This is a genomic window from Paenibacillus sp. FSL H8-0280, assembly GCF_045040665.1.
Taxonomy (GTDB): Bacteria; Bacillota; Bacilli; order Paenibacillales; family Paenibacillaceae; genus Paenibacillus; species Paenibacillus xylanexedens_A.
Map to the genome: position 1 here is coordinate 1,130,872 of NZ_CP150296.1, position 24,707 is coordinate 1,155,578.

General features: G+C 46.8%; 24 protein-coding genes. 21 read left to right on the forward strand and 3 right to left on the reverse strand.

All coding sequences use genetic code 11. The annotated features are described in order from the left end of the window. Positions 1 to 30: 30 nt before the first annotated feature. From MHI12_RS05045 to MHI12_RS05145, 21 genes are all read left to right on the forward strand, one after another. A complete protein-coding gene (locus tag MHI12_RS05045; protein ID WP_091015816.1) occupies positions 31 to 924 on the forward strand; it encodes an NAD(P)-dependent oxidoreductase in 894 nt (297 codons plus the stop codon). Positions 925 to 1,201: 277 nt separating this feature from the next. Next, on the forward strand, positions 1,202 to 1,933 hold the full coding sequence (locus MHI12_RS05050; RefSeq protein WP_017690394.1) for a nuclease-related domain-containing protein: 732 nt from the start codon (positions 1,202 to 1,204) through the stop codon (positions 1,931 to 1,933). Positions 1,934 to 2,198: 265 nt separating this feature from the next. Beyond that, entirely contained in the window at positions 2,199 to 3,089 is an 891-nt protein-coding gene (locus tag MHI12_RS05055; protein ID WP_405171742.1) for a hypothetical protein, read from the forward strand. A 227-nt stretch (positions 3,090 to 3,316) separates the two neighbouring features. Next, complete coding sequence (locus MHI12_RS05060; protein WP_405171743.1) at positions 3,317 to 5,092, forward strand: sensor histidine kinase; 1,776 nt, start codon at positions 3,317 to 3,319, stop codon at positions 5,090 to 5,092. Further along, entirely contained in the window at positions 5,089 to 6,153 is a 1,065-nt protein-coding gene (locus MHI12_RS05065) for a response regulator (protein WP_405171744.1), read from the forward strand. Before MHI12_RS05060 ends, MHI12_RS05065 begins: the two co-directional genes overlap by 4 nt. Before the next feature lie 271 nt (positions 6,154 to 6,424). After that, a complete protein-coding gene (locus MHI12_RS05070; protein ID WP_051446994.1) occupies positions 6,425 to 7,342 on the forward strand; it encodes a sugar ABC transporter permease in 918 nt (305 codons plus the stop codon). A 14-nt stretch (positions 7,343 to 7,356) separates the two neighbouring features. After that, positions 7,357 to 8,226, forward strand: a complete 870-nt coding sequence (locus MHI12_RS05075) for a carbohydrate ABC transporter permease (RefSeq protein WP_036606256.1) — start codon at positions 7,357 to 7,359, stop codon at positions 8,224 to 8,226. Between the two features lie 60 nt (positions 8,227 to 8,286). After that, positions 8,287 to 9,942, forward strand: coding sequence for an extracellular solute-binding protein (locus MHI12_RS05080; RefSeq protein WP_405171745.1), 1,656 nt, complete (start codon positions 8,287 to 8,289; stop codon positions 9,940 to 9,942). A 344-nt stretch (positions 9,943 to 10,286) separates the two neighbouring features. Beyond that, positions 10,287 to 10,733, forward strand: a complete 447-nt coding sequence (locus MHI12_RS05085; protein WP_091015805.1) for a tellurite resistance TerB family protein — start codon at positions 10,287 to 10,289, stop codon at positions 10,731 to 10,733. Between the two features lie 40 nt (positions 10,734 to 10,773). Further along, entirely contained in the window at positions 10,774 to 11,367 is a 594-nt protein-coding gene (locus MHI12_RS05090) for a TerD family protein (RefSeq protein ID WP_091015803.1), read from the forward strand. A 90-nt stretch (positions 11,368 to 11,457) separates the two neighbouring features. Next, the gene (locus MHI12_RS05095; RefSeq protein WP_036606264.1) at positions 11,458 to 12,033 is read left to right on the forward strand and encodes a TerD family protein; all 576 of its coding nucleotides are present in this window, start codon (positions 11,458 to 11,460) and stop codon (positions 12,031 to 12,033) included. 93 nt (positions 12,034 to 12,126) lie between these two features. After that, complete coding sequence (locus MHI12_RS05100; RefSeq protein WP_036606267.1) at positions 12,127 to 12,708, forward strand: TerD family protein; 582 nt, start codon at positions 12,127 to 12,129, stop codon at positions 12,706 to 12,708. Positions 12,709 to 12,733: 25 nt separating this feature from the next. Beyond that, positions 12,734 to 13,984: a TerD family protein gene (locus MHI12_RS05105; RefSeq protein WP_405171746.1), complete on the forward strand. Its 1,251-nt coding sequence runs from the start codon at positions 12,734 to 12,736 to the stop codon at positions 13,982 to 13,984. Between the two features lie 190 nt (positions 13,985 to 14,174). Continuing rightward, positions 14,175 to 15,395 carry an HpcH/HpaI aldolase/citrate lyase family protein gene (locus tag MHI12_RS05110; protein WP_405172932.1) on the forward strand — a complete coding sequence of 407 codons (1,221 nt, stop codon included), beginning with the start codon at positions 14,175 to 14,177 and terminating at the stop codon, positions 15,393 to 15,395. Next, complete coding sequence (locus MHI12_RS05115; protein ID WP_405171747.1) at positions 15,325 to 16,758, forward strand: phosphoribosyltransferase family protein; 1,434 nt, start codon at positions 15,325 to 15,327, stop codon at positions 16,756 to 16,758. Before MHI12_RS05110 ends, MHI12_RS05115 begins: the two co-directional genes overlap by 71 nt. Beyond that, positions 16,755 to 17,906, forward strand: a complete 1,152-nt coding sequence (locus MHI12_RS05120) for a cysteine protease StiP family protein (RefSeq protein WP_405171748.1) — start codon at positions 16,755 to 16,757, stop codon at positions 17,904 to 17,906. The genes MHI12_RS05115 and MHI12_RS05120 overlap by 4 nt, the downstream gene beginning before the upstream one ends. Continuing rightward, positions 17,906 to 18,754, forward strand: a complete 849-nt coding sequence (locus MHI12_RS05125; protein WP_405172933.1) for a hydrolase — start codon at positions 17,906 to 17,908, stop codon at positions 18,752 to 18,754. The genes MHI12_RS05120 and MHI12_RS05125 overlap by 1 nt, the downstream gene beginning before the upstream one ends. Then, on the forward strand, positions 18,755 to 19,804 hold the full coding sequence (locus MHI12_RS05130; RefSeq protein ID WP_307414783.1) for an ATP-grasp domain-containing protein: 1,050 nt from the start codon (positions 18,755 to 18,757) through the stop codon (positions 19,802 to 19,804). A gap of 83 nt (positions 19,805 to 19,887) precedes the next feature. Continuing rightward, complete coding sequence (locus MHI12_RS05135) at positions 19,888 to 20,640, forward strand: hypothetical protein (protein WP_405171749.1); 753 nt, start codon at positions 19,888 to 19,890, stop codon at positions 20,638 to 20,640. An 11-nt stretch (positions 20,641 to 20,651) separates the two neighbouring features. After that, a complete protein-coding gene (locus tag MHI12_RS05140) occupies positions 20,652 to 21,755 on the forward strand; it encodes a toxic anion resistance protein (protein WP_036606281.1) in 1,104 nt (367 codons plus the stop codon). A 138-nt stretch (positions 21,756 to 21,893) separates the two neighbouring features. Continuing rightward, positions 21,894 to 22,460, forward strand: coding sequence for a hypothetical protein (locus tag MHI12_RS05145; protein WP_405171750.1), 567 nt, complete (start codon positions 21,894 to 21,896; stop codon positions 22,458 to 22,460). Positions 22,461 to 22,527: 67 nt separating this feature from the next. Here MHI12_RS05145 and MHI12_RS05150 read toward each other — a convergent pair whose 3' ends face one another. From MHI12_RS05150 to MHI12_RS05160, 3 genes are read right to left on the reverse strand one after another with little or no spacing between them, the layout of a single operon-like run. Continuing rightward, complete coding sequence (locus MHI12_RS05150; RefSeq protein WP_253505938.1) at positions 22,528 to 23,190, reverse strand: DUF2642 domain-containing protein; 663 nt, start codon at positions 23,188 to 23,190, stop codon at positions 22,528 to 22,530. 13 nt (positions 23,191 to 23,203) lie between these two features. Continuing rightward, on the reverse strand, positions 23,204 to 24,550 hold the full coding sequence (locus tag MHI12_RS05155) for an arsenic transporter (protein ID WP_253505941.1): 1,347 nt from the start codon (positions 24,548 to 24,550) through the stop codon (positions 23,204 to 23,206). Further along, positions 24,551 to 24,688, reverse strand: coding sequence for a hypothetical protein (locus MHI12_RS05160; RefSeq protein WP_253505942.1), 138 nt, complete (start codon positions 24,686 to 24,688; stop codon positions 24,551 to 24,553). Positions 24,689 to 24,707: the final 19 nt, after the last annotated feature.

The window sequence follows — 24,707 nt, forward strand, 5'->3', positions numbered from 1 at the left end:
AAGCATAGAGAAATAGGGAGGAAACCTGCGATGACAAATACAACGAAGGCACCTGGAGAGACAAAAGTTGGCTTTATTGGTACAGGCGTGATGGGTAAAAGCATGGCTGGGCACATCCAGCAAGCGGGATATCCGCTGCATGTGTACACGCGAACTGCTGCCAAAGCAGAAGCATTGGTGAAGGAAGGTGCCGTATGGCATGACACACCAGGCAAACTGGCTGCCACGTGTGATGTCATCATCACAATGGTGGGGTATCCGAAAGATGTAGAGGAGATTTATCTCGGTGAGGATGGTCTCGTAGCCAATGCCAAACCGGGTTCATATCTGATTGATATGACGACCTCGAGTCCGTTACTGGCTGCACGAATCTTTGAAGCTGCGGAAGCCAAAGGACTGCATGCACTGGACGCGCCTGTATCGGGCGGTGATATCGGAGCGCAGAACGCGAAGCTGTCCATTATGGTTGGAGGTAGTTCGGAGGCCTTTGAAGCCGTGCGTCCGCTGTTTGAGCAGATGGGCACCAACATTGTGCTGCAAGGCAAGGCGGGAGCCGGGCAGCATACCAAAATGTGCAACCAGATTGCCATTGCCTCTGGCATGATGGGTGTATGTGAAGCACTTGCCTATGCCAAGACCTCTGGTCTGGACGCGGAGACCGTGCTGAAGAGCATTGCTACCGGCGCAGCCGGAAGCTGGTCGCTCAGCAATCTCGGTCCGCGCATGATCGCAGGCGATTATGAGCCTGGATTCTATGTGAAACATTTTATCAAAGACATGGGAATTGCACTGGAGTCTGCAAAAGCGATGGGCATGAAAACGCCTGGGTTGGCTCTGGCCGAATCTCTGTATCAGGAAATAGCGAATAATGGTCTGGAAGAGAAGGGTACTCAGGTGCTCTACACCTATTATCTTCAGGCTTAACATCAAGAGAACAGCAGCGTATTCTTTTTCTATTCAGGAAAGGGTTGCGCTGTTTTTTTTCAATTTTGCGGCTTGTTTATGCGTCTAAAGTCACGGAATTGGTTAAAAGTTCATATGTACTTTGCGTATTGGAGAGATTTTGATCGTTTTCCCTTTATTTTTACCCCGCTTTATCCGACATAAGTAATAGAAGTTTACATAATGAATGTGTCAAAGGATGTTATTCCTCCTGTAATGGTCACCCGTAACCCACACTATAATAGAACGGAGCTTGCCCATGTTCAAGAAAATCCTGTCTCTGTTCAAGACACAACCAGAGCTTGCGAACCAGATTACAGCCTCCGCTTCAGCGTTACCATCAACGACAACCATTCCCCCGCGTATGGTCCGTAGTAAGCGCAAGAAAAAGGCGGAAGGGGATTGGACACGCCAGCCGGAGGAGCCTAGTACAGCAGATCAGCTGATAGGTCTTCCAAGTCAATATAAAGTGCTGAACGACCTGCTCGTTACCAATCCGAAGTCACGCTCCGGTTATTCGCAGATTGATCATGTCGTAATCGGCCCTCGGGCAATCTTTGTGATCGAAACCCGGAATCTGACGACAGGTGAGATCCGCGGCGGCCGAAGAGAGGCCAATTGGTCGGTCAGCAGCAGCCGGGTCAAAATGTACAATCCACTCATGCAGCATCGTGCACATGTGGAAGCCATCCATGCACACCTCGGAGACTACAAAAGAGTGCGTCTCGTCTCCATGGTGACCTTCACGAACCGTTGCCGCATCAGTGTTGATCCGGCTGTGAGATATGTAAATTCGGATGAACTGATCATCTACGATCATGAATTGGTAGAGACGATTCAGCGTAAGACGGAACGACTTGAGACTGAAGTTCCCGAAACCGTTTTTCAAGAGAAGGATATTCAGGCGATCTACGCTCTGTTATCATCGGTCAATTCCACCGATCCTCAGATTCGGTCAGAGCATATGGAGAAGGCTAAAGGTATCAAATAATTACGCTTCACGAACACTGTTGTCCATACGGGCGGCAGTGTTTTTGCGTTGGTCCGAGAGGTAATGTGCAAGTAGTAAAAGGCTTTAGACACAGGTATATCGTCGTATACAACCGATTTTTAACTTATGATAGAATGTAGACCATGTCCAATTGTGTGAATCAAGCATGTTATATGAAAGGATATTTTTGTAAGTGGGTGTTCAAGTCTTGAAGCAGAGGTTAATGGTTCTCAGGAATATACATACGATAGGGGAAGATTATACGATGAAATGGAATTATACGATAAAGACGTTCACAGTTATGTTCAGTTTGGCAGCGATTCTGACAGCTTGTGGTGGCGGAGCGAAAGAGACGTCATCGCCGGAGTCTGCTTCCGGTACAGAAGTTGCTTCATCAGAAACAAGCAGCTCGAATGCTGCCGTAACAGAAACCGCAGCAACCGGTTCGAATGGGAGTGAGGAGACAGGTTCAACTACAGAAGAATCTTCTTCAGCTGACGACGGCAAGATTGGAAAGGACTCCACACTGGAAGAGTTGAAGCAGCAATATGCCGATAAGCTCGGTTATATCCGTATCCCGCTTACGGATCATCCAGTGCGTCGGGTCAGTGAGGCGGGTTCCAAAAACATTAATGTAGCCAACTACAGCGATGCCGTTGTGGACATGAATGCAGGGGTGCCAATTCACTCCGATTCGCAGCGGTTGATTGATGATGCCTTTCCTTTTTTTACAACCGTACAAGCACCTGACGAATCTTATATAACTTGGGAAGAAGCAACCAATCTGGAGCGTGCCATGGTGAAAACACTGTTTATCGCCCGTGAAGGCCTGCTGATTACCGAAGATGCGATGAAAAATAAGGATTATAGCAGTACATCGTTCCAGGATTCGATGGATTTCTTCAGAGTCACAGCGAAATTTGAATCCATGGCACCTGTTGCACAACATCCGCGTGATATCACGTTGAGTACGCTATACGACAAAGCCCGCACGTCATGGGGCAAGCTTGCTGCAATGGACCCGGAGCAGGATGAAACGGCGTTTGCCGAGATGTACAAGACGACGAGAACCGATGCCAATAATGCGATGGGGTTGCTTAATGTTCTGTTGTCTACGAATGAGGAAGAACGGATCAAAGAGATTTACGGGGAATAAAAATGCCGTGATCCAGAGTTAATCTGGATCATCCTGGTAACATGTCTGGATCACATGCCTTCAAACTCTGACTATCGCTTAAAGCGGGGTCAGGGTTTTTCTGGTTTTTTCCAATAGGTGTATGATATGTTTTTAGGAGTAAGACATGTACGGAGTATAGGTGAGGTGTGTGAAAGATGTGGTGGATGAAATTTTGTAAACGCTTTAAATTTAAAACGAAGCTAATCTTGTTTTTATCTACCGCAACGGTCTTAATCTCCGGAATCACAGGGTTGATCACCTATCGCATCCATATCGACCTGTTCAATGAAGAGGTCAGTCGCCAGTATAGTCTTACCGCAGAGCAGATTCTTGCACGTCTGGATTCCAGGGTACACGACATGTATAAAGTCACCGATTATATCACACTGAATCCCTCCGTAAAAAATGCCATCAAAGCACAGACCTCTGGCATCTCGTCCTATGATCAGATGAAGCTGGAAGATGAACTGGATGATCAGTTGTATCAGGTAAGGCTGGATGCACCGGAGATCATGGGGCTCCGCATATATGACCTGAAGGATAACATATTTAATCTCGGCGCCTTTGCTGGCTCATTTCAACAGATGGATCCTTCCTATCTGGCAGAGATGGTTCATAGACTGGAAGGTACGGGCGGCGAATATGGTTGGAATCGTTTGGGGCCAGATGCCTTCTTGCAGGAGGAACAATCCAATTGGATTCTGGCGGGACGATTAATGCGGTCTGTTGATCTGGAGACCTATGGCGTCATGCTAATTCTGTTTAACACCTCGTTGTTCGAATCGTATCTCAAAGATCTGCGACTGAATGAGGAAGTTGCTGTCTACTTGTTTGACGCAGATGGTGAGCTTCTTTATGCATTTCATAATCAGGATGCGGATCCACCACCACTTACCGAGCTAAACCTAGGGGCGACTGAGATCAGGGACGAGCAGGGAACAACCCAATTGTATACGAAGCAAACGTCAGACAAAGCGGGCTTCACCCTGGTCAGCAAGGTCTCACTCGCTCAGATTCAGAACAAGGGAAAGATCATTGTAAAAGTTGCCGTGTTCTCTGCGGTAGCCAGCATATTATGCTCCTGGTTCATCATTACCGTAATTAGCGGCAGACTGTTGCGTCCACTTGCGAGTCTAGTCAACGCGATGAAAAGAGTGCGTGATGGACAGTTCGATACACGGGTACGGATCGAGACACGGGATGAGCTCGGTTTCATCGGTGAACGATTCAATGCAATGGCTTCCCGGATTGATACGCTTATACATGAAGTGTACGAGCGGGAACTCAGTGAAAAAGAAGCTGAACTCAAAGCTATCCAGGCCCAGCTGAATCCCCATTTTCTGTATAACACGCTGAGCATGTTTTTCTGGAAGTTCTATATGCTTGGTGATGAGAAATCGGCTCGCCTGGTCACTGCCTTGTCTGAGATGCTGCAGTATACGCTGGAACCCGTGCAGCAACTGACGACCGTGCAGGATGAGATGAAGCAAATAGATCACTACCTGCAGATTCAGCAGGCCCGGTATCAGGAAGCCTTGTCGATTGAAATTGCCGTTTCTGCTGAATTGCTTCGCTGTCAGGTGATCCGACTGTTGCTTCAGCCCATCGTGGAGAATGTTTTTGTTCATGCCTTCTCGGACAAAAGGAACAACCGCCATCTGGAGATTCGTGGCTCGCGGCAAAACGGGCATGAGGGAGAACCGGATATGCTCATCATTGAAATTTCAGATAACGGCTGCGGCATGCATGCATCGGTCATTGAACGCATTATGACGCCAGTGGCACATGCAGATGAGGAACGTCAGCACATTGGCATGCGGAGTGTACTTCGAAGAATTGAGTTGATTCACGGTGAACAATACGGTGTACAGATCGAGTCGACTGTGGGAGAGGGTACGCTAGTACGTCTTCGTTTGCCTTATCAGATCGGTGAGGACTCATGCCGGGAAATTCAGGTGACTGAGAGGAGTAGGTTCTGTTGAATGGACGTATGCTCGTAGTGGATGATGAAGCGTTATTTCGTCAGGGTCTGATTCATCTGGTTCGCAATAACCCCCTCGGGTGGGAGGTCGTTGGGGAAGCGGCCGATGGAGAAGAAGCGATACAGGCTGTACACAGCTGCACACCTGATCTGATCATTACGGACATCAACATGCCTGTGATGGATGGTCTAGATTTGGCCGAACGCATACACGAGAGTGGACTGGACATTATGATTATCATTTTGACAGGTTATCGTGAGTTCGAATATGCACAGCGTGCCATCCGCTATGGGGCAATTGAATTTTTGTTAAAGCCGTTCTCGCTCGATGAAGCATGTCAGGTGTTACAAAAGGCACATGAACGATATCGCCGAAAACAGTCCGACATTCGGATCAGGGAACAATACAGCCAGGTGGACCGTACCGAGAGACTGCGAGAGGAACTGACTTCACTGGTGCTCCATCATCAATTCGGAGTGATAATGAATCGGATCGAGATATTGCTGGAAGAAGTGTCCGGGATGAGCTTGTCGGAAGGCAAAGCGGAGATTCATATGCTTATGAAGGTCATGACAGACTTGCTGGTACAACAGCTTCAGCCTCAGGAATCCGGTGGGATGGACTCCACTGCCCCAGATCCACTACTTTGGATTCATACCATTCCTGAAGTCATCGTTTGGGCCCGTTGCAAGAGTGAAGAGTGGGTGGATATGCTGATGCGGCTAACTCAGGAACAGCAGGATCATGTCGTTACACGAGTTATACAGTATATTGAAATGAACTATTCCAGCACATGCACGTTGCAGGCCGTGGCTGCCCATGTTCATGTGACACCCAACTACTTGAGCCATTTGTTCAAAAAAGAGACAGGACAAGGCTTCAGCCAATATGTCAGCAAGCGACGAATTGATAAGGCGAAGCTGCTGCTGCACAGCACTCGGCAGAGTATGGCAGATATCGCGGAACTGACCGGGTTCGATAACTCCAGTTATTTTACAACCGTATTCAAACAGATGACGGGAGTATCGCCCCGCGAATATCGCAAGCAAGTAGCTAAGTAAAGTGCCCGGTAGCAATCCCCCTTGAACTGCTGCAAGGTCACAATTAAAGAGAAACCTCCTCTTAATATCTGTTCGTTTCCAAGTTCAACCCCACCATGTGGGGTTATTTTTGCGTAGAAAATTATAAAAGGATCGTTAAATAACAAATGTTTACGCTTACATTTTTATCTAAAATACAACTATAGTACATCAACAGCAGAGAGGAGTGATGGATGTGAAGGGGGAACTGACCGCAGGTCCGCCGTCTGGATTACAACCGCCGGACAGTGAAATGAAGCAGCGGCTTCGGCAGCAGCGGCTTCGACGATTCAAGATGAATATACCGTTAATCTTGATGTTTGTTCCGGTGATTATGTTCTACCTTACCTTTCGTTATGCACCCATCGGAGGGCTGGTCATGGCCTTCAAGGATTACAACTTCTATGATGGGCTGTGGAACAGTCCATGGGTGGGCTTTCAGCATTTTCAGACGCTGTTCAGTGATCCGCGCACGGTGGAGATTATTCGCAACACCTTGTTCCTCAGTCTGTTAAGCATCATTATCGGGTTTCCCATTCCGATCATTCTGGCCATTATGCTGAATGAAGTGCGAAACATGGCCTTTAAGCGAACGGTGCAGACGGTGGTCTATATGCCACACTTCTTTTCCTGGGTCATCATTGCGATGATGATTATGACGGTTTTCTCTTTGGAAAATGGGATCGTCAACCGCTGGGTCGAGGCCTGGACGGGAGCACCTTATCCGTTCATGTACAACAAGGGTTCGTGGGTTGCGGTGTTTGTTGGCTCAGGGATCTGGAAGGACATGGGCTTCAATGCCATCATTTTTCTCGCGGCACTAACGACCATTGATCCGAGTCAATACGAGGCTGCACAGATGGATGGGGCCAGCAAAATGCGCCAGATCTGGCATGTCACCCTTCCGGGTATACGCTCCACCATTATTCTCCTGCTTATTCTGTCGATGGGGCGGGTGATGGAGGTCGGATTCGACCAGGTGTATATGCTTCAGAATTCCAATGTCAATGAGATAGCGGATGTAATCAGTACCTATATCTACCGCACCGGTCTTCAGGGAGCACAGTTCAGCCTGACAACGGCGATGGGATTGTTCGAATCCCTGGTTGCATTTATCCTCATTTTTAGTGCAAATTATATCGCGCGGCGATTTAACGAAGGTTTGTGGTAGGGAGGGAGAACAGCATGAGAAAAACCAAAGGAGAAAAAGTCTTTTATCTAATCAATTATGTATTGTTGTCATTGGTTGCCGTCAGCTGTATCCTGCCCTTACTGAACATTGTTGCCTTGTCATTTAGTGATGCGAGAGCGGTTGTTTCAGGTCAAGTGGGGTTATGGCCCGTCGATTTCACCTGGTTCTCCTATCACAGCCTAATTACGGGAACGCCGATTCTGAATGCATTCTGGAACAGTGTGGAGATCACATTGATCGGTACAGGGCTCAGCATGGCGGTGACGATTATGGCGGCATATCCGCTGTCACGTAGACATTTTTATCACCGGCGCTTCTTTACGATGGCGATGGTGTTCACAATGATTTTTAACGGTGGACTCATCCCGACTTATTTGGTCGTGCAAAATCTCGGTCTTGTGAACAGTTACGGCGCGCTTTGGCTACCGGGTCTGGTGAGCACGTACAACATGCTGATTATGCGATCTTATTTTGAAAATCTGCCGGGAGAAGTGGACGAGGCTGCGCGCATCGATGGTTGTGGTGAACTGGGGCTTTTGTTCCGAATCGTGTTGCCATTATCCAAACCTTTGCTGGCGACTATTGCTCTCTTTTACGGCGTGGGTTACTGGAATTCGTTCATGAGTGTGATGATTTATATCAATGATACATCCAAATACAACATGACCGTGCTTGTCCAAAATATGATTATGTCCAATCTGAATGTACAGGATTTTACCGATCCAACGATGATATCGAATCTGACCCCGGAAGGCATCCGGGCAGCAGCTGTCATTGTGATGGTCATACCCATTTTGGCAGTGTATCCGTTCTTGCAGAAGTACTTCGTTAAAGGGGTCATGCTTGGATCAATTAAAGGTTAAAGCAGGCTGTGGGTTAACCCGCATGGGTTCATAATACAGGAGAGAAAGAGGGTCTTATCTATGGCGTTAACGATGAAGGCATGGATGAAGTCGGGTCTCGTTCTGGGCTTGATCGGTGGTTTGCTGGCGGGATGTACAGGAGGTAACGGTAGCGAACAGGCGGAAGGGGAAGGCAACAGGGGGAACATCACGTCAACGATCTATGATCGGGGCGCGGTCCCAAGCGGCATGGGTACAATCGAAGATAATATGTGGTCCAAGTGGATTAACGAGAATGGCCCGGCAAATGTAAAATATACAGCAGTTCCCCGCTGGGAATCCCAGTCCAAACTTAACGTATTATTCGCTTCTGGCAGTGCACCGGATATCATTTTTGAATTCGGTACGCCCATCCGTAACACACTATTTAATCAGAAACAGCTGATGCCGCTGGATGAGTTGATCGAGAACTCGAGTGTGGAATACAAAGCCTTGATGGAGAAATATCCCCAGCTCAAGAAGGCTGGCATCAAAAGCGATGGTAAGCTCTATGAAGTGGGACGTATGAACGAGGTCTTTCCACTAACGAGCTTTTTCATTCGGGAAGACTGGCTGGAAAAGTTGAATCTAGAGGTACCGACTAATGAGGAAGAGATGCTGGCGGTAGCCGAGGCCTTCACGGAGAATGATCCCGATGGAAACGGAGCTAAGGATACATACGGCATCGGTGGATTCCAGTTCGGCGATACAGCGGGTCTGTTCCGCTATATGTACAACGCCAACTGGGTGAATGTCGAGGACGGAGAGATGGTAGTCGGTCCCAACAACATGAAAGAAGCCACGGCATTCAAACGTGCATTGTATGAAGCAGGCGTGGTGGATAAGGACTTATTGACCGACAAAGACGGGGCCAAGGCGAAGCAGGATTTCCTGAATGGCAAAATCGGTATGTACGCGGCCATGACTTCGGATTATACCGGGTTTGCAGCGAAGGAACTGGATACACTGATGCAGAATGTTCCTGAAGCCAAATTAAAGGTCATCGCTCTGCCAACCACGTCCGTAGGACAGCACACGATGGTGTGGAATAACCCGGTTCAGATGACTGCAGCTGTGAATGCACGAGCCAAAAATCCGGAAGCAGTTATGCAATATATCGATTTTCTTACCAAAACAGAGTCAGGCCGGACCTTCAAAAATGGATTTGAAAACACGCATTATACGTTGAATGATCAAGGCTGTCCGCGCATCTCGGATCAGGAGAAATACAAGCAGGAGATCAGCTGGGCAGGCGATTACGCCATGTTGTACAGCCGTCTGGAGGAAGGCAAATGCGGGTACACAGAAATGCTGTTCAGCGAAGAGATTCCGTCCCAGAAGGAAGGACTTCGACTCTTCAAGGAAGCGCGTGAGGTATACATGACGGATCTTCCAGTGGGAGAGGGCGTTACCCATTCGGAACATATGCCGCAGTTGCCGAAGGAACTCCAGGTGAAGCTGACCAATGTCACGACAGCCATTAACGATATCTTTACCCGTTCCATCATTGGCGGAAGCAAATATACGGTGGAACAGGCTTCTGCCGAAGCACAGCAGAAGTGGGAACAGGGCGGTGGCCCGGAGATTGAAGCATGGTACAAAGACTGGTGGAGCAAGGAAAAGGATAATGTACTAGTCTGGGACGACTTCTATGAAATCTATGAACAACAACAGGCTGATTTTGAAAAAGCAGAGTGAATTCATGGATTCAAATCATTCTTAAGATTTATAATTTTGGTGTTGGTAGAAATAAGCGCTCTGATCCCCTGATCAGAGCCTTTTTATGTTTGGGCTTCAAATAGGGGAATATTTGACTGAAAAATGAAGTGAATAGAAAGTTCTCGCATCTTGCTTGAAACTATATCCAGAACGATGCGTATCATAAGGTATTAATTGTTTTTTTATGTAGAATATTGCCGTATTTCAGAGTATAGTTAAGGAATAATTTAACTTATATTCAATCATGATGTAGGAATGAAAATTTACTGAAAACCATGAAAAAGTGTGAAGAACACCATGTATGAAACTATTGGAGGTTGAGTATGAGTTCATTTAAAAGCTGGTTGAATTCAACAAAACAAGGACTTGAAGAGCAAGTCAAAAAGTTTAAAAATAAAGATTTTATGGACGCCGTAGTTGCAGGCTGTGCACTGGTTGCTTTTGCAGATGGTTCCATTGACGAAGCGGAAAAGAACAAGATGGCCGGTTATATCAACCTGAGTCAGGAATTGAAAGTATTTGATATGGCTGAAGTGATTACACGTTTCAATCATTATGTCGCGAACTTTGAGTTCTCTCCAGAGATCGGGAAGCAGGAAGCACTGAAGGCCATTGGGAAATTCAAAGGTAAGCCAGATGTAGGACGTGTTATTGTGGGTGTATGCAGTGCAATAGGTTCAGCGGACGGCAACTTTGATGATCAGGAGAAAAGAGTTGTTGCCGAGATCTGCAATGTACTTGGACTGAACCCGGGTGAATTCAATCTCTAAGTAGAGTAGATATTTTACATGTGAAGGGAGGTGAAAATCAGTGGCAAGCATTAATTTGGTCAAAGGACAGAAGATTGATTTAACCAAAGGCAATGCAGGACTTACGCAGGTGATTGCTGGTCTCGGTTGGGACCCGGTAACTGCCAAAGGGTTCTTCGGAAGAAAGAAACAAGCGGATATCGATTGTGATGCATCGGCGATCATGTTGAATGAAGAAGGCAAGTTGGTTAAGGACTCCAACCTGGTTTGCTTCCACAACAAGCAAAGCGCATGTGGTTCGGTTATCCACTCAGGTGACAATTTAACAGGACAGGGAGACGGTGACGACGAACAGATCAAAATGGATCTGTCCCGTATTCCTGCTGATGTTCATAAAGTATTAATCGTTGTTAATATCTACGATTGTGTCAATCGCAAGCAAGATTTTGGCATGATTGAGAAAGCTTATATTCGTATTCTGGATGGTAAAAATTCCAGTGAGCTCGTGAAGTTCAATCTATCCGATAACTACACAGGTTCAACAGCGTTGATCTGTGGTGAATTGTATCGTCATGGAGGCGAATGGAAATTCTCGGCAATTGGAGAGGGTTCCCATGCGGTACATATCAACGAACTCGCTCGCAGGTACTCCTAAGTACAAGATTTAACCTAAATCGACAATAATCCTGATATTCATATGTCACGATAACTACAATACACTTAAATAAGCGAGGATGATCATACGATGGCAATTAATCTCTCTAAAGGTCAAAAAATCGATCTGACTAAAACGAACCCAGGTTTGACAAAAATCACAGTAGGCTTGGGATGGGATACCAATAAGTATGATGGCGGAAAAGACTTTGACTTGGATGTGTCGGTATTCTGTGCCAATGCAAACGGTAAAGTAGAAGGCGAGAAAAACTTCATCTTCTTCAACAATCCACAAAATGAAAATGGTTCTGTTGTTCACACCGGTGACAACCGTACAGGAGATGGCGATGGTGATGATGAGCAGATCAATATCGACCTGCCTAACGTACCCGCAAATGTAGAGAAAATTGCATTCTCTATTACGATCTACGAAGCTACAGAACGTAGCCAGAACTTCGGACAAGTCTCCCGTGCTTATGTGCGAATCGTCAACGAAGCAAACAGCGAAGAACTGATTCGTTTCGACCTGGGAGAAGACTTCTCCATTGAAACGGGTGTAGTTGTTGGTGAATTGTATCGTCATAGCGGCGAGTGGAAGTTCAGCGCCATCGGTAGTGGTTACCAGGATGGATTGGTTGGATTGACACGCGATTACGGTTTGCAATAGGACGTACAGAACGACTTACAGGATGGGAAGAACCGTCTCCTGGACGGTTCTCCTTTTCATTTAATCACATATCTTGGAAAGGTGGAAAAACAAATGACGATCAGTCTTGCCAAAGGACAACGTATCGACCTGACTAAAACGAATCCGGGCCTTACCCGTGTGGTAGTTGGTTTAGGTTGGGACACAAACAAATATAGTGGTGGAGTCGATTTTGACCTGGACGCTTCGGCTTTTTTGTTGTACGAAGATGGAAAAGCCAAAGGTACGGATGACTTTGTTTTTTACAACAATCCAAGCGGCGGTGCGGGTTCAGTGACACATACCGGTGATAATCGTACGGGTGAGGGTGACGGCGATGATGAGCAAGTTGTTGTTGACTTCAGCAAAATCCCTGCGCACATTCACCGGATCGGTATTACTGTAACCATCTACGATGGAGATGGACGAGGGCAGAATTTTGGACAAGTCTCCAATGCTTTTGTCCGTGTTGTGGATGCTGCAAGTGATCGGGAAGTGCTTCGGTTCGACCTTGGAGAAGACTACTCTACCGAAACAGCTGTGGTGTTCTGTGAGTTCTATCGTGCAGGTGCGGACTGGAAATTCCAGGCGGTAGGCAGCGGCTTCACAGGTGGACTATCTGCTTTATGCAAAAATTACGGACTGGATGCACAATAACTTGGCATAGAAAGGTGAGTCTGCTATGGCGATTTCTGTCGTGAAAGGCCAGAAGAGTGATCTGACCAAAACCAATTCGGGTTTGTCCCGTCTAACGGTAGGCATTGGTTGGGAGGCAGCCTCGGGTGTGGAGCTGGACACATCAGCATTCCTTCTGGGTTCAGACAATAAAGTGGCTGGAGATGAGGATTTTATCTTTTATAACCAGCCCTCTACCGCGTTTATCACGTATATGGATGGTGGACAGGTTGGTGGCGAGAAGAAACAATTCGCTATTGATCTTGGCAAAATCCCTGCCCGAATTGAGAAAATCGCCTTCAGCCTGACGATTCATGACGGTGAAGCACGACGCCATCATTTTGGACAGGTTCAGCATGGTTTTCTACGGTTTGCCAATGCAGCTACAGGTCAGGAAGTAATGAGATATGATCTGGGAAGCGGTTTTACAGTGGAGACCGCGATTGTCATCGGTGAATTGTATCGTCATAACGGAGAATGGAAGTTCAATGCGATAGGATCGGGTTTTGCAGGTGGTTTGAATGCACTCTGCGCTAACTTTGGTGTGGATGTGGATGGTGGATCAGACCCTGCACCAACGACTTCAACCGTTCCCCCGACAGCTGTACCGACTCCGCCACCCCCGGCACCAGAGCCGACGCCTGCTCCTGTGAATTCGATCAATTTCAGCAAAATTGAATTGAAGAAGAAGGGTGACACCATTAACCTCAAGAAAAATGCGGGGGGACTTGGTGAAATCCTGATTAACCTGAACTGGAATCAACAGGGTAGCAAAGGGTTATTTGGTCGCAGCAAGAGTGTGGATCTGGACTTGGGCTGCCTGTTTGAGATGAAGGATGGTACACGAGATGTAATTCAGGCCTTGGGACAAACGTTTGGTTCACTGAATCGTTTCCCTTATATTGCACTGGATGGGGATGACCGGACGGGATCGGTTAAGACGGGAGAGAATCTGCGGATTAATGGTGCCCGTATCTCGGAAATTGAGCGCATCTTGGTATTCACCTATATTTATGGTGGTGTGGCCAACTGGTCTCAAGTAGACGGTGTGGTAACCATCCAGCAGAAGGACGGCCCGGATATCATTGTCCGAATGAATGAATATGGGAGCCCGCTTGGCATGTGTGGCATCGCGATGTTACGTAATGTGAACAATGAGACATTCAGTATTGAACGAATCGTGCAGTTCTATAATGGGCATCAGGCGTTGGACGAGGCTCATGATTGGGGAATGCAGTGGGTTGCGGGAAGAAAGTAATCATTTGTATTTATTCAATATATAAACGCTGTATCGGTCAGCACCATTGCAAGGATACTGTTGACCAACGTTATCCTCGATAATAGACCATCAATCCCTCCAGATTAGGAGGGATTGGTTTTTATGCCCCGACAGCTGGAATCAACTATTGCAGATTGGCTATTGCCAAAGGTGCGAGGAGGAGACACCCCTGAAATATTTTAACTTTTTGAGTCTGGAAGAAGAAGATACTTTATTTTTCTCTTCACCCGTCTCGTTCAATCACCGGACTTCCAAAGATCTACTGGCATATGCTGTTGGGGCTGCTTTATATATGCCCGCGACGCGCACACATATCGCGGACGACATTATGAATGGTAAACATGAAGGTCTGACGACCATTATTATTGATCTGGAGGACGCTGTGGGTGACGACCAAGTAGAGTTTGCCGAGCAGTGTCTGGTACAGCATCTAACTCAACTGATGACTTATATGGAGACAGGCATGCTGAGTCAGGATCAAATGCCTCTTCTGTTTGCTCGTGTACGTTCACCACAACAGTTGGAACGTCTCATTGATACGTTGGGAGAATTGGTGTCCATGCTGACAGGCGTGGCTTTGCCCAAGTTTTGTGTGGGCAATGGAAGAGCCTATTTTGACCAGATCCGCAAGTATAATCAACGGAAACCGGAGCATTATCCCGTTCTCTATGGAATGCCTATATTGGAAACGGTTTCAATTATATATCGGGAGACACGTTGGGAGACCTTACTGGGCCTTCGAAACATCCTCGATGAAAATGTTGAATATGTGCTCAATGTACGCATAGGTGCGACCGATTTCTCCAGCTTGTTTGGACTACGCCGAAGCCCGGAATTGACCATATACGATATCGCCACGATCCGTGACTGCATCTCGGATATTATCAATCTGTTTGGACGGATGGACAAGCCGTATGTGATCTCAGGTCCTGTCTGGGAATATTTCAGTCAGCGGGAGCGTGTGTTCAAACCTCAATTACGACAGACTCCATTCGAAGAAACCCTGGGCAAATCAGGGCTGCATCTGAGAATGAAATATATTACGAACACAATGGATGGATTGATGCGTGAAGTCATGATGGACAAGGAAAATGGAATTGTAGGCAAAACGATCATTCATCCTTCTCATATTAAGCCTGTACAAGCGATGTACGTTGTTACACATGAGGAATATTCCGATGCACAAGACATCATCGCCCGTAATGATGGTAGCCTGGGTGTGTTCAAAAGTAATTACTATAACAAAATGAATGAGATTAAACCACACTTGAGCTGGGCGAATCGAATTCTAATCCGATCACAAATATATGGGGTGTTACATGAACAGCAGCATTTTGTCGGGCTCTTGCCCAAGCATGAGCAACAACACAACTACGTTCCCAATTCTTGATCAATTCAGTCTGAACGTTCAGGTTACACATAACCCGCTGCAACTTCCACTAGAATCTCTATTTTCCATGGCTGCACGAATCAATAAGAAACGTTCATTTCTGTTTGTAAGCAGACTGCTGGGCAAGCACATCCCGGTTAACCCGTATACCTCGCTTCTGAGCGGCGCGGCATTGGCTGTTCTGTTATATGAGCACCTGACTGAAAAGACGGAAGAGACGAAAGTTCAGATCACCGAGTGGAAACGGGAAATGGTCGAGGGGCTGATTGACCCCCAACAAGCCCGGCAAGCGTACAACATGCTGTTGCAAGAAAGCTTGAGTTTGCCGGAAACGATTCGTTTTGTTGGTTTTGCCGAGACAGCTACAGCGTTGGGACACAGCATGTACGAGATGTTTGCTGATCAAGCTTCCTATATTCACACCACTCGCGAATATGTTCCAGCGATGCATCCAGATATTCAATTTGAAGAAGAACATTCCCACGCGATGGCTCATCGTTGTTATGCGCTGGATCATGAAGCCTTTGCAGGAGAAGGCCCGATTGTTCTGGTGGACGACGAGATTACGACGGGCAAAACCACGTTGAATATCATTAGGGATATTCAGGCCAGATATCCCCGGAAGCAATATGTGATTGCTTCACTGTTGGACTGGCGTACGGAAGCGGACGAACTTCGGTTTGCCGAACTGGAAGCTGAATTGGGAATTACCATTACACCGTTAAGCCTGTTGAAGGGCCGCATTGAAGTGGTGGGTACTCCCCAGTTGGAACCAACACCCCAGGATGAGCAGCTATCCCATCCTGCCGTGACGATTCAGACCTCTACCGTTGCAGATGCCTTCCATCAGCTGCACGCTACTTCCGAGGATGGTGAAGGTAAACGTAGCACAGCGAGCTACGTCCAGCATACGGGCAGGTTTGGTATGCAATCCCGTCATAATGGCGTACTACGTCAGGAGATTAGCCGGATTGCAGAACGACTTCGGTCGCAGCGTAAGGGAGAACGGACGTTGGTGATGGGAACAGGGGAGTTCATGTACATTCCAATGCGTGTTGCTGCCGAGATGGGAGAAGGCGTGTTGTATCAATCCACTACCCGCAGTCCAATCCATACACATCCGGCTCCAGAATATGCTGTTCGTAGTGGTGCTGGATATGCCTCACCGGAAGACGCATCCGTTCGTAACTTTATCTATAACATCGCTCCAGGACAATATGACGAGATTTTTGTGCTGCTGGAGAGACAGATGTCCGAAGAACGAATGGAACCGATGTTGAAGGTACTGGGGCAGTTGGGATGCGGACACATTCATATCGTATATTGCGGCTTGCCAGAGAAGACAGGGGACAACGAGCAATGAACTTAACTACACTGGAGCTAATCAGACAACGTGAGATTCCGTCTCCCGAGCCGATGGGCAGCTATGCTGCATCCGACGTTGTTTTCCTACTGAAGGATATCAGCCATGTGGATCTGGAAAAGGGAACGGGTGAACGGGAGCAGGCGATTCAATCCGGGGTTCATTATTCGGAGATGCTGCCCGTGGAATATCAGCCCACAGCAGAATACATCGAGCTGTTCCATCAGACGCTGGAACAATCCGCTGCAAGAATCGCGCGTCATACCGCTATTGTGGCTGAGAAGATTGTAGAGCGCAGGGGACTGAATCTGGTGCTGGTATCTCTGGCTCGAGCCGGAACACCTGTGGGCATCCTGATCAAGCGTTATATTGAATTGAAATACAAGGTAACGATTCCGCATTATAGCATTTCAATTATTCGTGGCAAGGGTATGGACGAGAATGCAATTTTATATATTTTACAGCAGCATGGTCTGGAAACTGACATTCAATTTGTAGACGGTTGGACAGGCAAAGGGGCTATTCGCAAAGTGCTGAAAGAGTCCTGTGACCAAATGGAACGGACTTATGGCATAAGTCTCGATGATGATCTTGCCGTGTTGGCCGATCCGGGGCAATGCTCAGGCACCTTTGGGACAAGGGAAGATTATCTAATTCCTAGCGCTTGTCTGAATTCCACTGTCTCTGGACTGGTTAGCCGTACAGTACTTCGCGATGATCTGATTGGGCCGGCAGATTTTCACGGGGCCAAATGGTATCGTGAATGGTCCTCTGCGGATGTGTCGACCCAGTATGTAGATACCATCGCTCAGCATTTTCAGCAGATGATGGACCAAGTGGAGGTTCGCTCGGACGACAATGCTACCGATACTTCGGAAATCACATGGAAAGGCTGGCAGGATATCGAGTCCATCCAGCAATCCTTTGGCATTACGAACATTAATCTGATCAAACCTGGAATCGGAGAAACAACCCGGGTGTTACTGCGCCGTGTCCCTTGGAAGATTCTTGTGGATCGATTGGATAATCCGGATTTGCAACATATCACGATGCTCGCCAGAGACAGAAATGTACCGGTTGAGGTATATCCGGGATTAACCTATTCCTGTTGCGGCATTATTCAATCCCTGGGAGGTGGAGGAGAATGATGATCTACGCAAGTGATCTGGACCAGACGCTGGTGTACTCTCGTCGTGCGCTCCGTATTCCCGAAGATACACCGGGACTTGTTCCCGCAGAGTGGATTAACGGCAAGTTGTCCGCTTTTATGTCAGCATATGCACTGGAGCGGTTGCAGTCTTTGCCACAAGACATTGTATTTATGCCTGTGACTACACGTACCGTGGAACAGTATCGGCGCATTCACATTTTTCAGAGCGAATGTATTCCGAAATATGCGGTGACAAGTAATGGTGGCAACATCATTGTTGACGGTCAGGTGGATGATGAATGGAATCTGCACATCCGTTCATTGCTTCGTCAGCGGGCAGCTACTCCCGAAGAGATCCTGGATTTATTTGACGATGTGCTGAGCCCGGAGTGGGTAATTAATCAGCGATTGTGTGATGAGCTGTTCTTTGCATTGCTGATCGAACGTGACAAGCTCCCAATGGAGCGTATTGCGGAGAAGATTCGGGTGTTAGAGACGCTGGGATGGGAGAGTTCGATTCAGGGTCGGAAGCTCTATCTGGTGCCTTCGGCCGTGAACAAACGAGCTGCAGTGGAGCATATTAGGCAACGCATTGGCGATGTGCCTGTGATTGCTTCGGGTGATTCCTTGCTGGATCGTTGTTTGCTGGACTTTGCGCACTACGCCATTGCTCCGTCTCACGGAGAGTTACATGTGGAGAGACAGCGTGCACCTGAACTGGTGCCATATCAATTTACGGAACAATTCGGTGCTTTTGCAGCAGATGAGATTCTCGATTACGTTCACCGTATCCATAACGATCAACAGACCCAGATAGACCATGCCGAGATAAGGGAGACCGTATAAATGAAAAAAATGAAGATTTACTTCAACCGTTGGTTCTCTGTAACGTACCATTATATGAATGCGATTCGGGACAATGAGGACGGCATGGAATTTGAGATCTACGGTACTCATCCTGATCCGGGACACATGGCATTACAGGGCTGTGATGTTGCGGAAGTTGAACCGCGTGTAACGGGCCGGGAATATGTAGACTTTTGCCTCGACTTTTGCCGTCGTCATCAGATTGATGTGTTTATTCCACGCTGGAACATGCTGGACATCAGCAGACATATCTCCCTGTTCGAAGAGATCGGTACACGGGTTATCGTATGCTCGGACACGGAATTGCTGGAACAATTGATGGAGAAAGACCGCTTCTATGAATCGGTGCGTGAGAAGGGCATTATGGAGATTCCGGATTATTTCACGGTCAGTAATGCTGCGCAATTCCAGCAAGCCTATGAGGCGCTGCGTGCACGTGGACATGATGTATGCTTCAAACCATGTAATGGTGAGGGCGGCATGGGATTCCGGGTGATTAATAATGAACGTGATCCGTTGCAGGAGTTGTTCGGATACGCGCTTAACTCGATTTCATATGAAGATGCCCTGCGTGCGTTCTCTTCTGCTCCGTCCTTTCAAAATGTCATGGTGATGGAGGTACTGGAAGGATATGAATACAGCATTGATTGTCTTTCGGATCGCAATGGGAAACTTATAACGGCCATACCGCGTAGAAAAGAAAGAGGACGTTTGCGTTTGCTTGAAGAAAACGAGGAATTGCTGGCGATTGCCCGCAATGTGGCAGAAGTATATCGGATTCCTTATAATTTTAATATACAGATGAAATATCGCAAGGATACACCGAAGCTGCTGGAGATCAATCCGCGTATGTCGGGTGGGTTGCACATGTCTTGTCTGTCCGGCGTGAACTTCCCGTATCTGGCGGTCAAGTCTGCACTTGGCCATGATATTGGACCACTTCATCCGAAGTTTGGCATACTGGGAAGTCATATCGAACAGCCATTTATAATCGACGTTCAGAAGGTAAGCGGAGTACACCACGTCTAGCTGAGAATTTTCCTCAACATTGACACCTTCTGGATGGTTTTTTTACAATACGGATAAGTGTTGTTAAGGCAGGAGGACAAGTAATGTTACGGAAAACGAAGATAGGTATAGGCGCATTGGTCGGTTATGGTCTCGCGGCGATCTCGAGTCCCTTTCTACCGGATGTCATCACGTGGGCAATTCCGGCACTGGCAACTGTGGTCGGGGGACTAATTCCTTCACGTTCCACGTCACGTACACAGGTCGAGGGTTCGTCATCAGCCCCTGTACCCATTACAGATATCGGAAATGAACCATCCCGCTTGAATGGTGGACAAGCGCCGAGCGCAGTGCCAACAGGGGCAAGAGAAGCTTCTCTGGTACAGCCCCAACCGAGCTCCACTCCCGCACAACATTCGGGCTCAGAACAAGCGAAGCCTTCCCGGACTGAACCAGATCCTGTATTTGATCCGGTGATTGAATACCTGGAAGTTCTGGAGGACATGATCATCTCCGAAGGTCAGAAGAACGAGCTGGATAATGAGATCGTGGAGAAATCACTGGCTTTGTTTGCCCGTCTGCAGCGTGTGATTCCTTCCCTTCAGGAGCTAAACAATGGGGATATCAATCATACGGTGCGCAGACTGATTTTGAAAGACCTGAACGGTTTTATTAATCCATTTCTGCGTTTAAGTGGAGAAGCCAAACGTAATAATCGGCGTATGCTGCTGAATGGTCTTCGAGACGTGGATTCCAAGATATCGGATATTGTATCAACGATTGAACATAAAGACTTAATGGAGCTTCAGAACAAAGCGGAACTAATACATCAACGGTATAACAGCTCTGAATTATAGGAGGGATTGGCATGGCAACGGAATGGGCTCAGTTGAAGCAGGAAGATGAGCAACGGATTAACCAGGAAGCAACGCAGCTTATTCAGAAAGTGTCCCAAAGTGATCCGGCTCACCTGGATACCTTAATGGATGATATCGGCAAGTTGGGCGTGAAAACACAAGAGAGAGCAGGACAGACTCTCAAGCTGCTTGATCGTCCAGTCAATGAACTAATGTCCGGGAATCGGGCAGAGGTATCCAACATGATCCTGAAGCTCCGTGATGAATGTGAGAGTTTGCAACAGAGTAAAAATGTGAGTTTTGTCGGGAAGTTGTTACGTAAAAGCCCGTTGAAAAACTATGTATACCGTTATCAATCTGTTCGTACGAACATTGACGCCATCATTAACGGTTTGCGGGACGGCAAGGACAACCTGGAAGAAAGCATCGTGAATATGCGCCAATTGAAACGTTCTTCCATTCAGGAGATCTACAATCTGCAGACCAAAATTTCTTTTGGTAATCAATTGAAAGCGTTGTTCGAAACCGAGATCGCCAAGCCTGAGAACGAGAATCGCAAAGCACATCTGGAGCGTGGGTTGCGCAAAGTGGTAACACGTACCCAATCTATGACAGAGATGATCATGCTGTACAATCAGGCAATCGCAGCTACCGACATCATTAATGATAACAATGACAAGCTGATTGATTCCGTTAATAATGCCATTGATAAAACAGCAAATCTGATCACCGTTTCGGCCATGATTGCCATGGCTCTTAATGATCAGGAGAAGGTCATTTCTGCTGTGGAAGCTACGAATAAGACAATCGAAGATCAATTCAAGGAGAACGCCAGATTGTTGAAGACAACAACAGAGAAAACGAATGAACTGTTGTCTAAACCGGCTATGTCCCTTGAAGCAGTCAATCAGGCGATGGGTGATCTGATGTCTGCGCTGGATCTGTCCGAGCAGTCGAATCGCCGGATCATCGAGAGCTGTAATGACTACACCAACAAGATGACAACACTTAACGCCAAAATGAGCGATCGACTGGGTCTGGAAGGGCCGAAGGCTGCTGCCATTCCGGAGAAAAACAAACCGGATTCCAGTGCATTAGGATCTTTCCTGGATTAGGGTAAGACTCGCTGCATATGGCATGGGCATCACTACATGGTTTTATTTTCTGCGAGGGACGCTGAGTGCGTCTCTTTGTTTCATTTATTTGATAGAATATAGCTAAAATCTGGGGTTGTGCGAAGGAGCTTGCTGAACATGCTGGACTTTTCATTTGAGATTATTGATGAGACCAAGATTAATATTCAATACAAATATGGCAGTGAGTTCTTTAACTTTAACCTGTATTATGCAAACGGGGAGTGGACGCTGCATCCATTTGACGGCATACTGATCCAAAACCGTGAAATGTGCAGTCTGATTGTATCGGAGCTGCTCCGTAACAAAGATTTTCATGTCATGTTGGCCAAAGAGAAAATCATCTTATCCCAATTACGCACCAGTGTTAACCTTCAGTCCAATGAGCCGGATGAATGGGTAGCAGATCGGAGAAACGCAGATTATTCCACACATGATGATGAATTAATGGATTACATAGGGAACCACAGTTTCGAAGACATAGTACAGCTTGAGCAAGAACAGATTGAGGCCAGAGTACAATTCTTTCAACAGATCATTCAGAGAATGTTTATGGAGGGACTTGGACCGGAAGATGCTGATTTTATCAAAGTTCAGGCCGTGATTCGGATATATAAGGAGACGTACGATCGCCTGGGCGAGTTGAATGATGACTACCGGGGTGACCGTGGACGTAGAAGATGGTAGGATGTAAAGTTGAAAAAAAGGTTCATCAGCCATAGGCAGATGAACCTTCTTCTTCATCTTCTGATATTCAAGGAAGATGAATGGTTTGGATATGATCGGTATGCATAATTAAAGAAGTCCCATCTGCTTCTACCAATGCAAGCAAGTGGTTGTCTGCATTTTTCAATAACCCTGCTCGGTAAGGCTTGCAACCGAGGTTGAGTACAACAAGTTCACCTATCATTTTATGAAGTTGCTGATCGAGTGTACGGGAGAGTGACATGGACGAAGGTTGCATAGGGAAATGTTGTTTACTAAGGGAGTAGGGTGTGCTGTTAGTAGGTGAAGGAATAATATACTTCAGATGATTAATGGAAACATAGATAGAATGATATAACGGAGAGTAGAACATAAAGTAGTCATTCATAATATTTGTAATATAACCATGCAGTGTTTTCCCTCCGATGGATATTTCACTGAAACGTCCACGGGCGTTCATCAGCATTTTGCGGTAAGAGATGTTGGTGTGATCCATCTCGGGGTCAGGTGTTGGCACAATCATACTTGTATCATCTGCTGAGTGGACATGCATGGTTTGAACATGATGAAGTGGAATATAAACAAATCGCTGGTTTCCGTAGACTACAATCAGATCCTGGCCTACATCAATGATCTCACCCTGGATCGGTAGTTTACAGCCAGACAGCTCCAATTCGACGGATTTACCCAGCCAATGCGTAAGAAGTTCCACAGTATTCCTCCTCTCAATAGAGAATAGATGTCCAAATATATAGTGAAATTAGGCTAACAATTAGACTTATTGGTATCACAATAAAGGTAACTTTCATATACTGTTTCCAGGAGATTCGAATATGATGGGTCTTTAATATATACATCCAAATTAACGTTGCCAAGGTGCCAATAGGCGTCAGCAAGGCTCCGATATCACTTCCCAGAATGTTCGCAAGATATGCAAGATGCAGTTGAGATTCACTTAGTGGAAGATCTGTAACAGCAAAGGTCCCAATCATGACGGAGGGCAAATTGTTGAATAGATTGGAAAGCAGAGTGAGCATTAACCCCGACACAGCAATGATGCTGGCATTTCCTCCTTCTATTATAGGTTTCATCCACTGAATGATCCAAGCGGTCATGCCTGCGCGGTGAAGACTATCCACAATAACATAAATGCTGAAGGCAAAGAGTAGAATGTGCCAGGGCGTTTGTGTTATCACATCTTTGAGTCCAGTCCGGGTGCGATACCAACGCACAGCGAGCATGAGAATAACACCAGTGATTGCAACTACCTCCATGCGTATACCGACTTGCTCAGCTAGAAAATATCCTGCACGGATAAATACAACGATGCCTATACAGACACGGAACAGCCACCAGTCTACTTTATTCTCGGATTCAGTTGTCTGTAGCGGATGATATCCTGAACCTGATGAAGACTGCAGGGATATAGGGAAATGATGAATAACTTTGGGAATACTTCTGCGAAAATAATAGAACAGCAATACGGTCATCACCATAATCGCAAGCATGGATGGCACAAACATCATCTGAGTATAAGTATTGAGATTTAAGCCAACCATTTGCAAAGCAATCAGATTAGCCAGATTACTAAGTCCAATTGGCGCACTGGAAGCCGTAGCGATGAGGGCACCGGAGATCAGGTAGGGCAACTGTTGATGCATTTTCAGACGAAGTATAGAACAGATTCGAATAATAATCGGAGTTGTGATCAGAATACTGCCATCATTGTTGAAGAAGATGGTCATGAGAAAACAAAGTAATAGAATTAGCCAGAACAATCGAAAGCCGGAACCTCGTGCTTTCTCAATCATATTCAAAGCGATCCAGCGAAAGAAACCGATGCTATCTAGAATAATCGACATGACAATGGTAGAGAGAATTGTTACGGCTGCACCAGATACGATCCCGAAGATTCCAACAATGTGAGCATAGCTGCTCACTCCAGTTAAAATAAGAAGAAGGGCGCCAAGCGAGGTGGGTATAGATTCATTCAATCCGCCAGGACGCCACATCAGGAAAATGACAGTGATGATAAAGACCCCGAAGGTTAACCACAACTGGTAGTCAGGCATTTACTGTGATTCACCTCCCAGGGGGAGAAGTCCTGACGAAGCCTGAAGCAGATGTTCATGGGATGGAGTGGGCCTTCCTGGTGCAACGATCCAGTAAAAAGGCACACCAATCAAGATTAATGCGACGAAGATCAACATGATAATTCCCCCCTTTAAG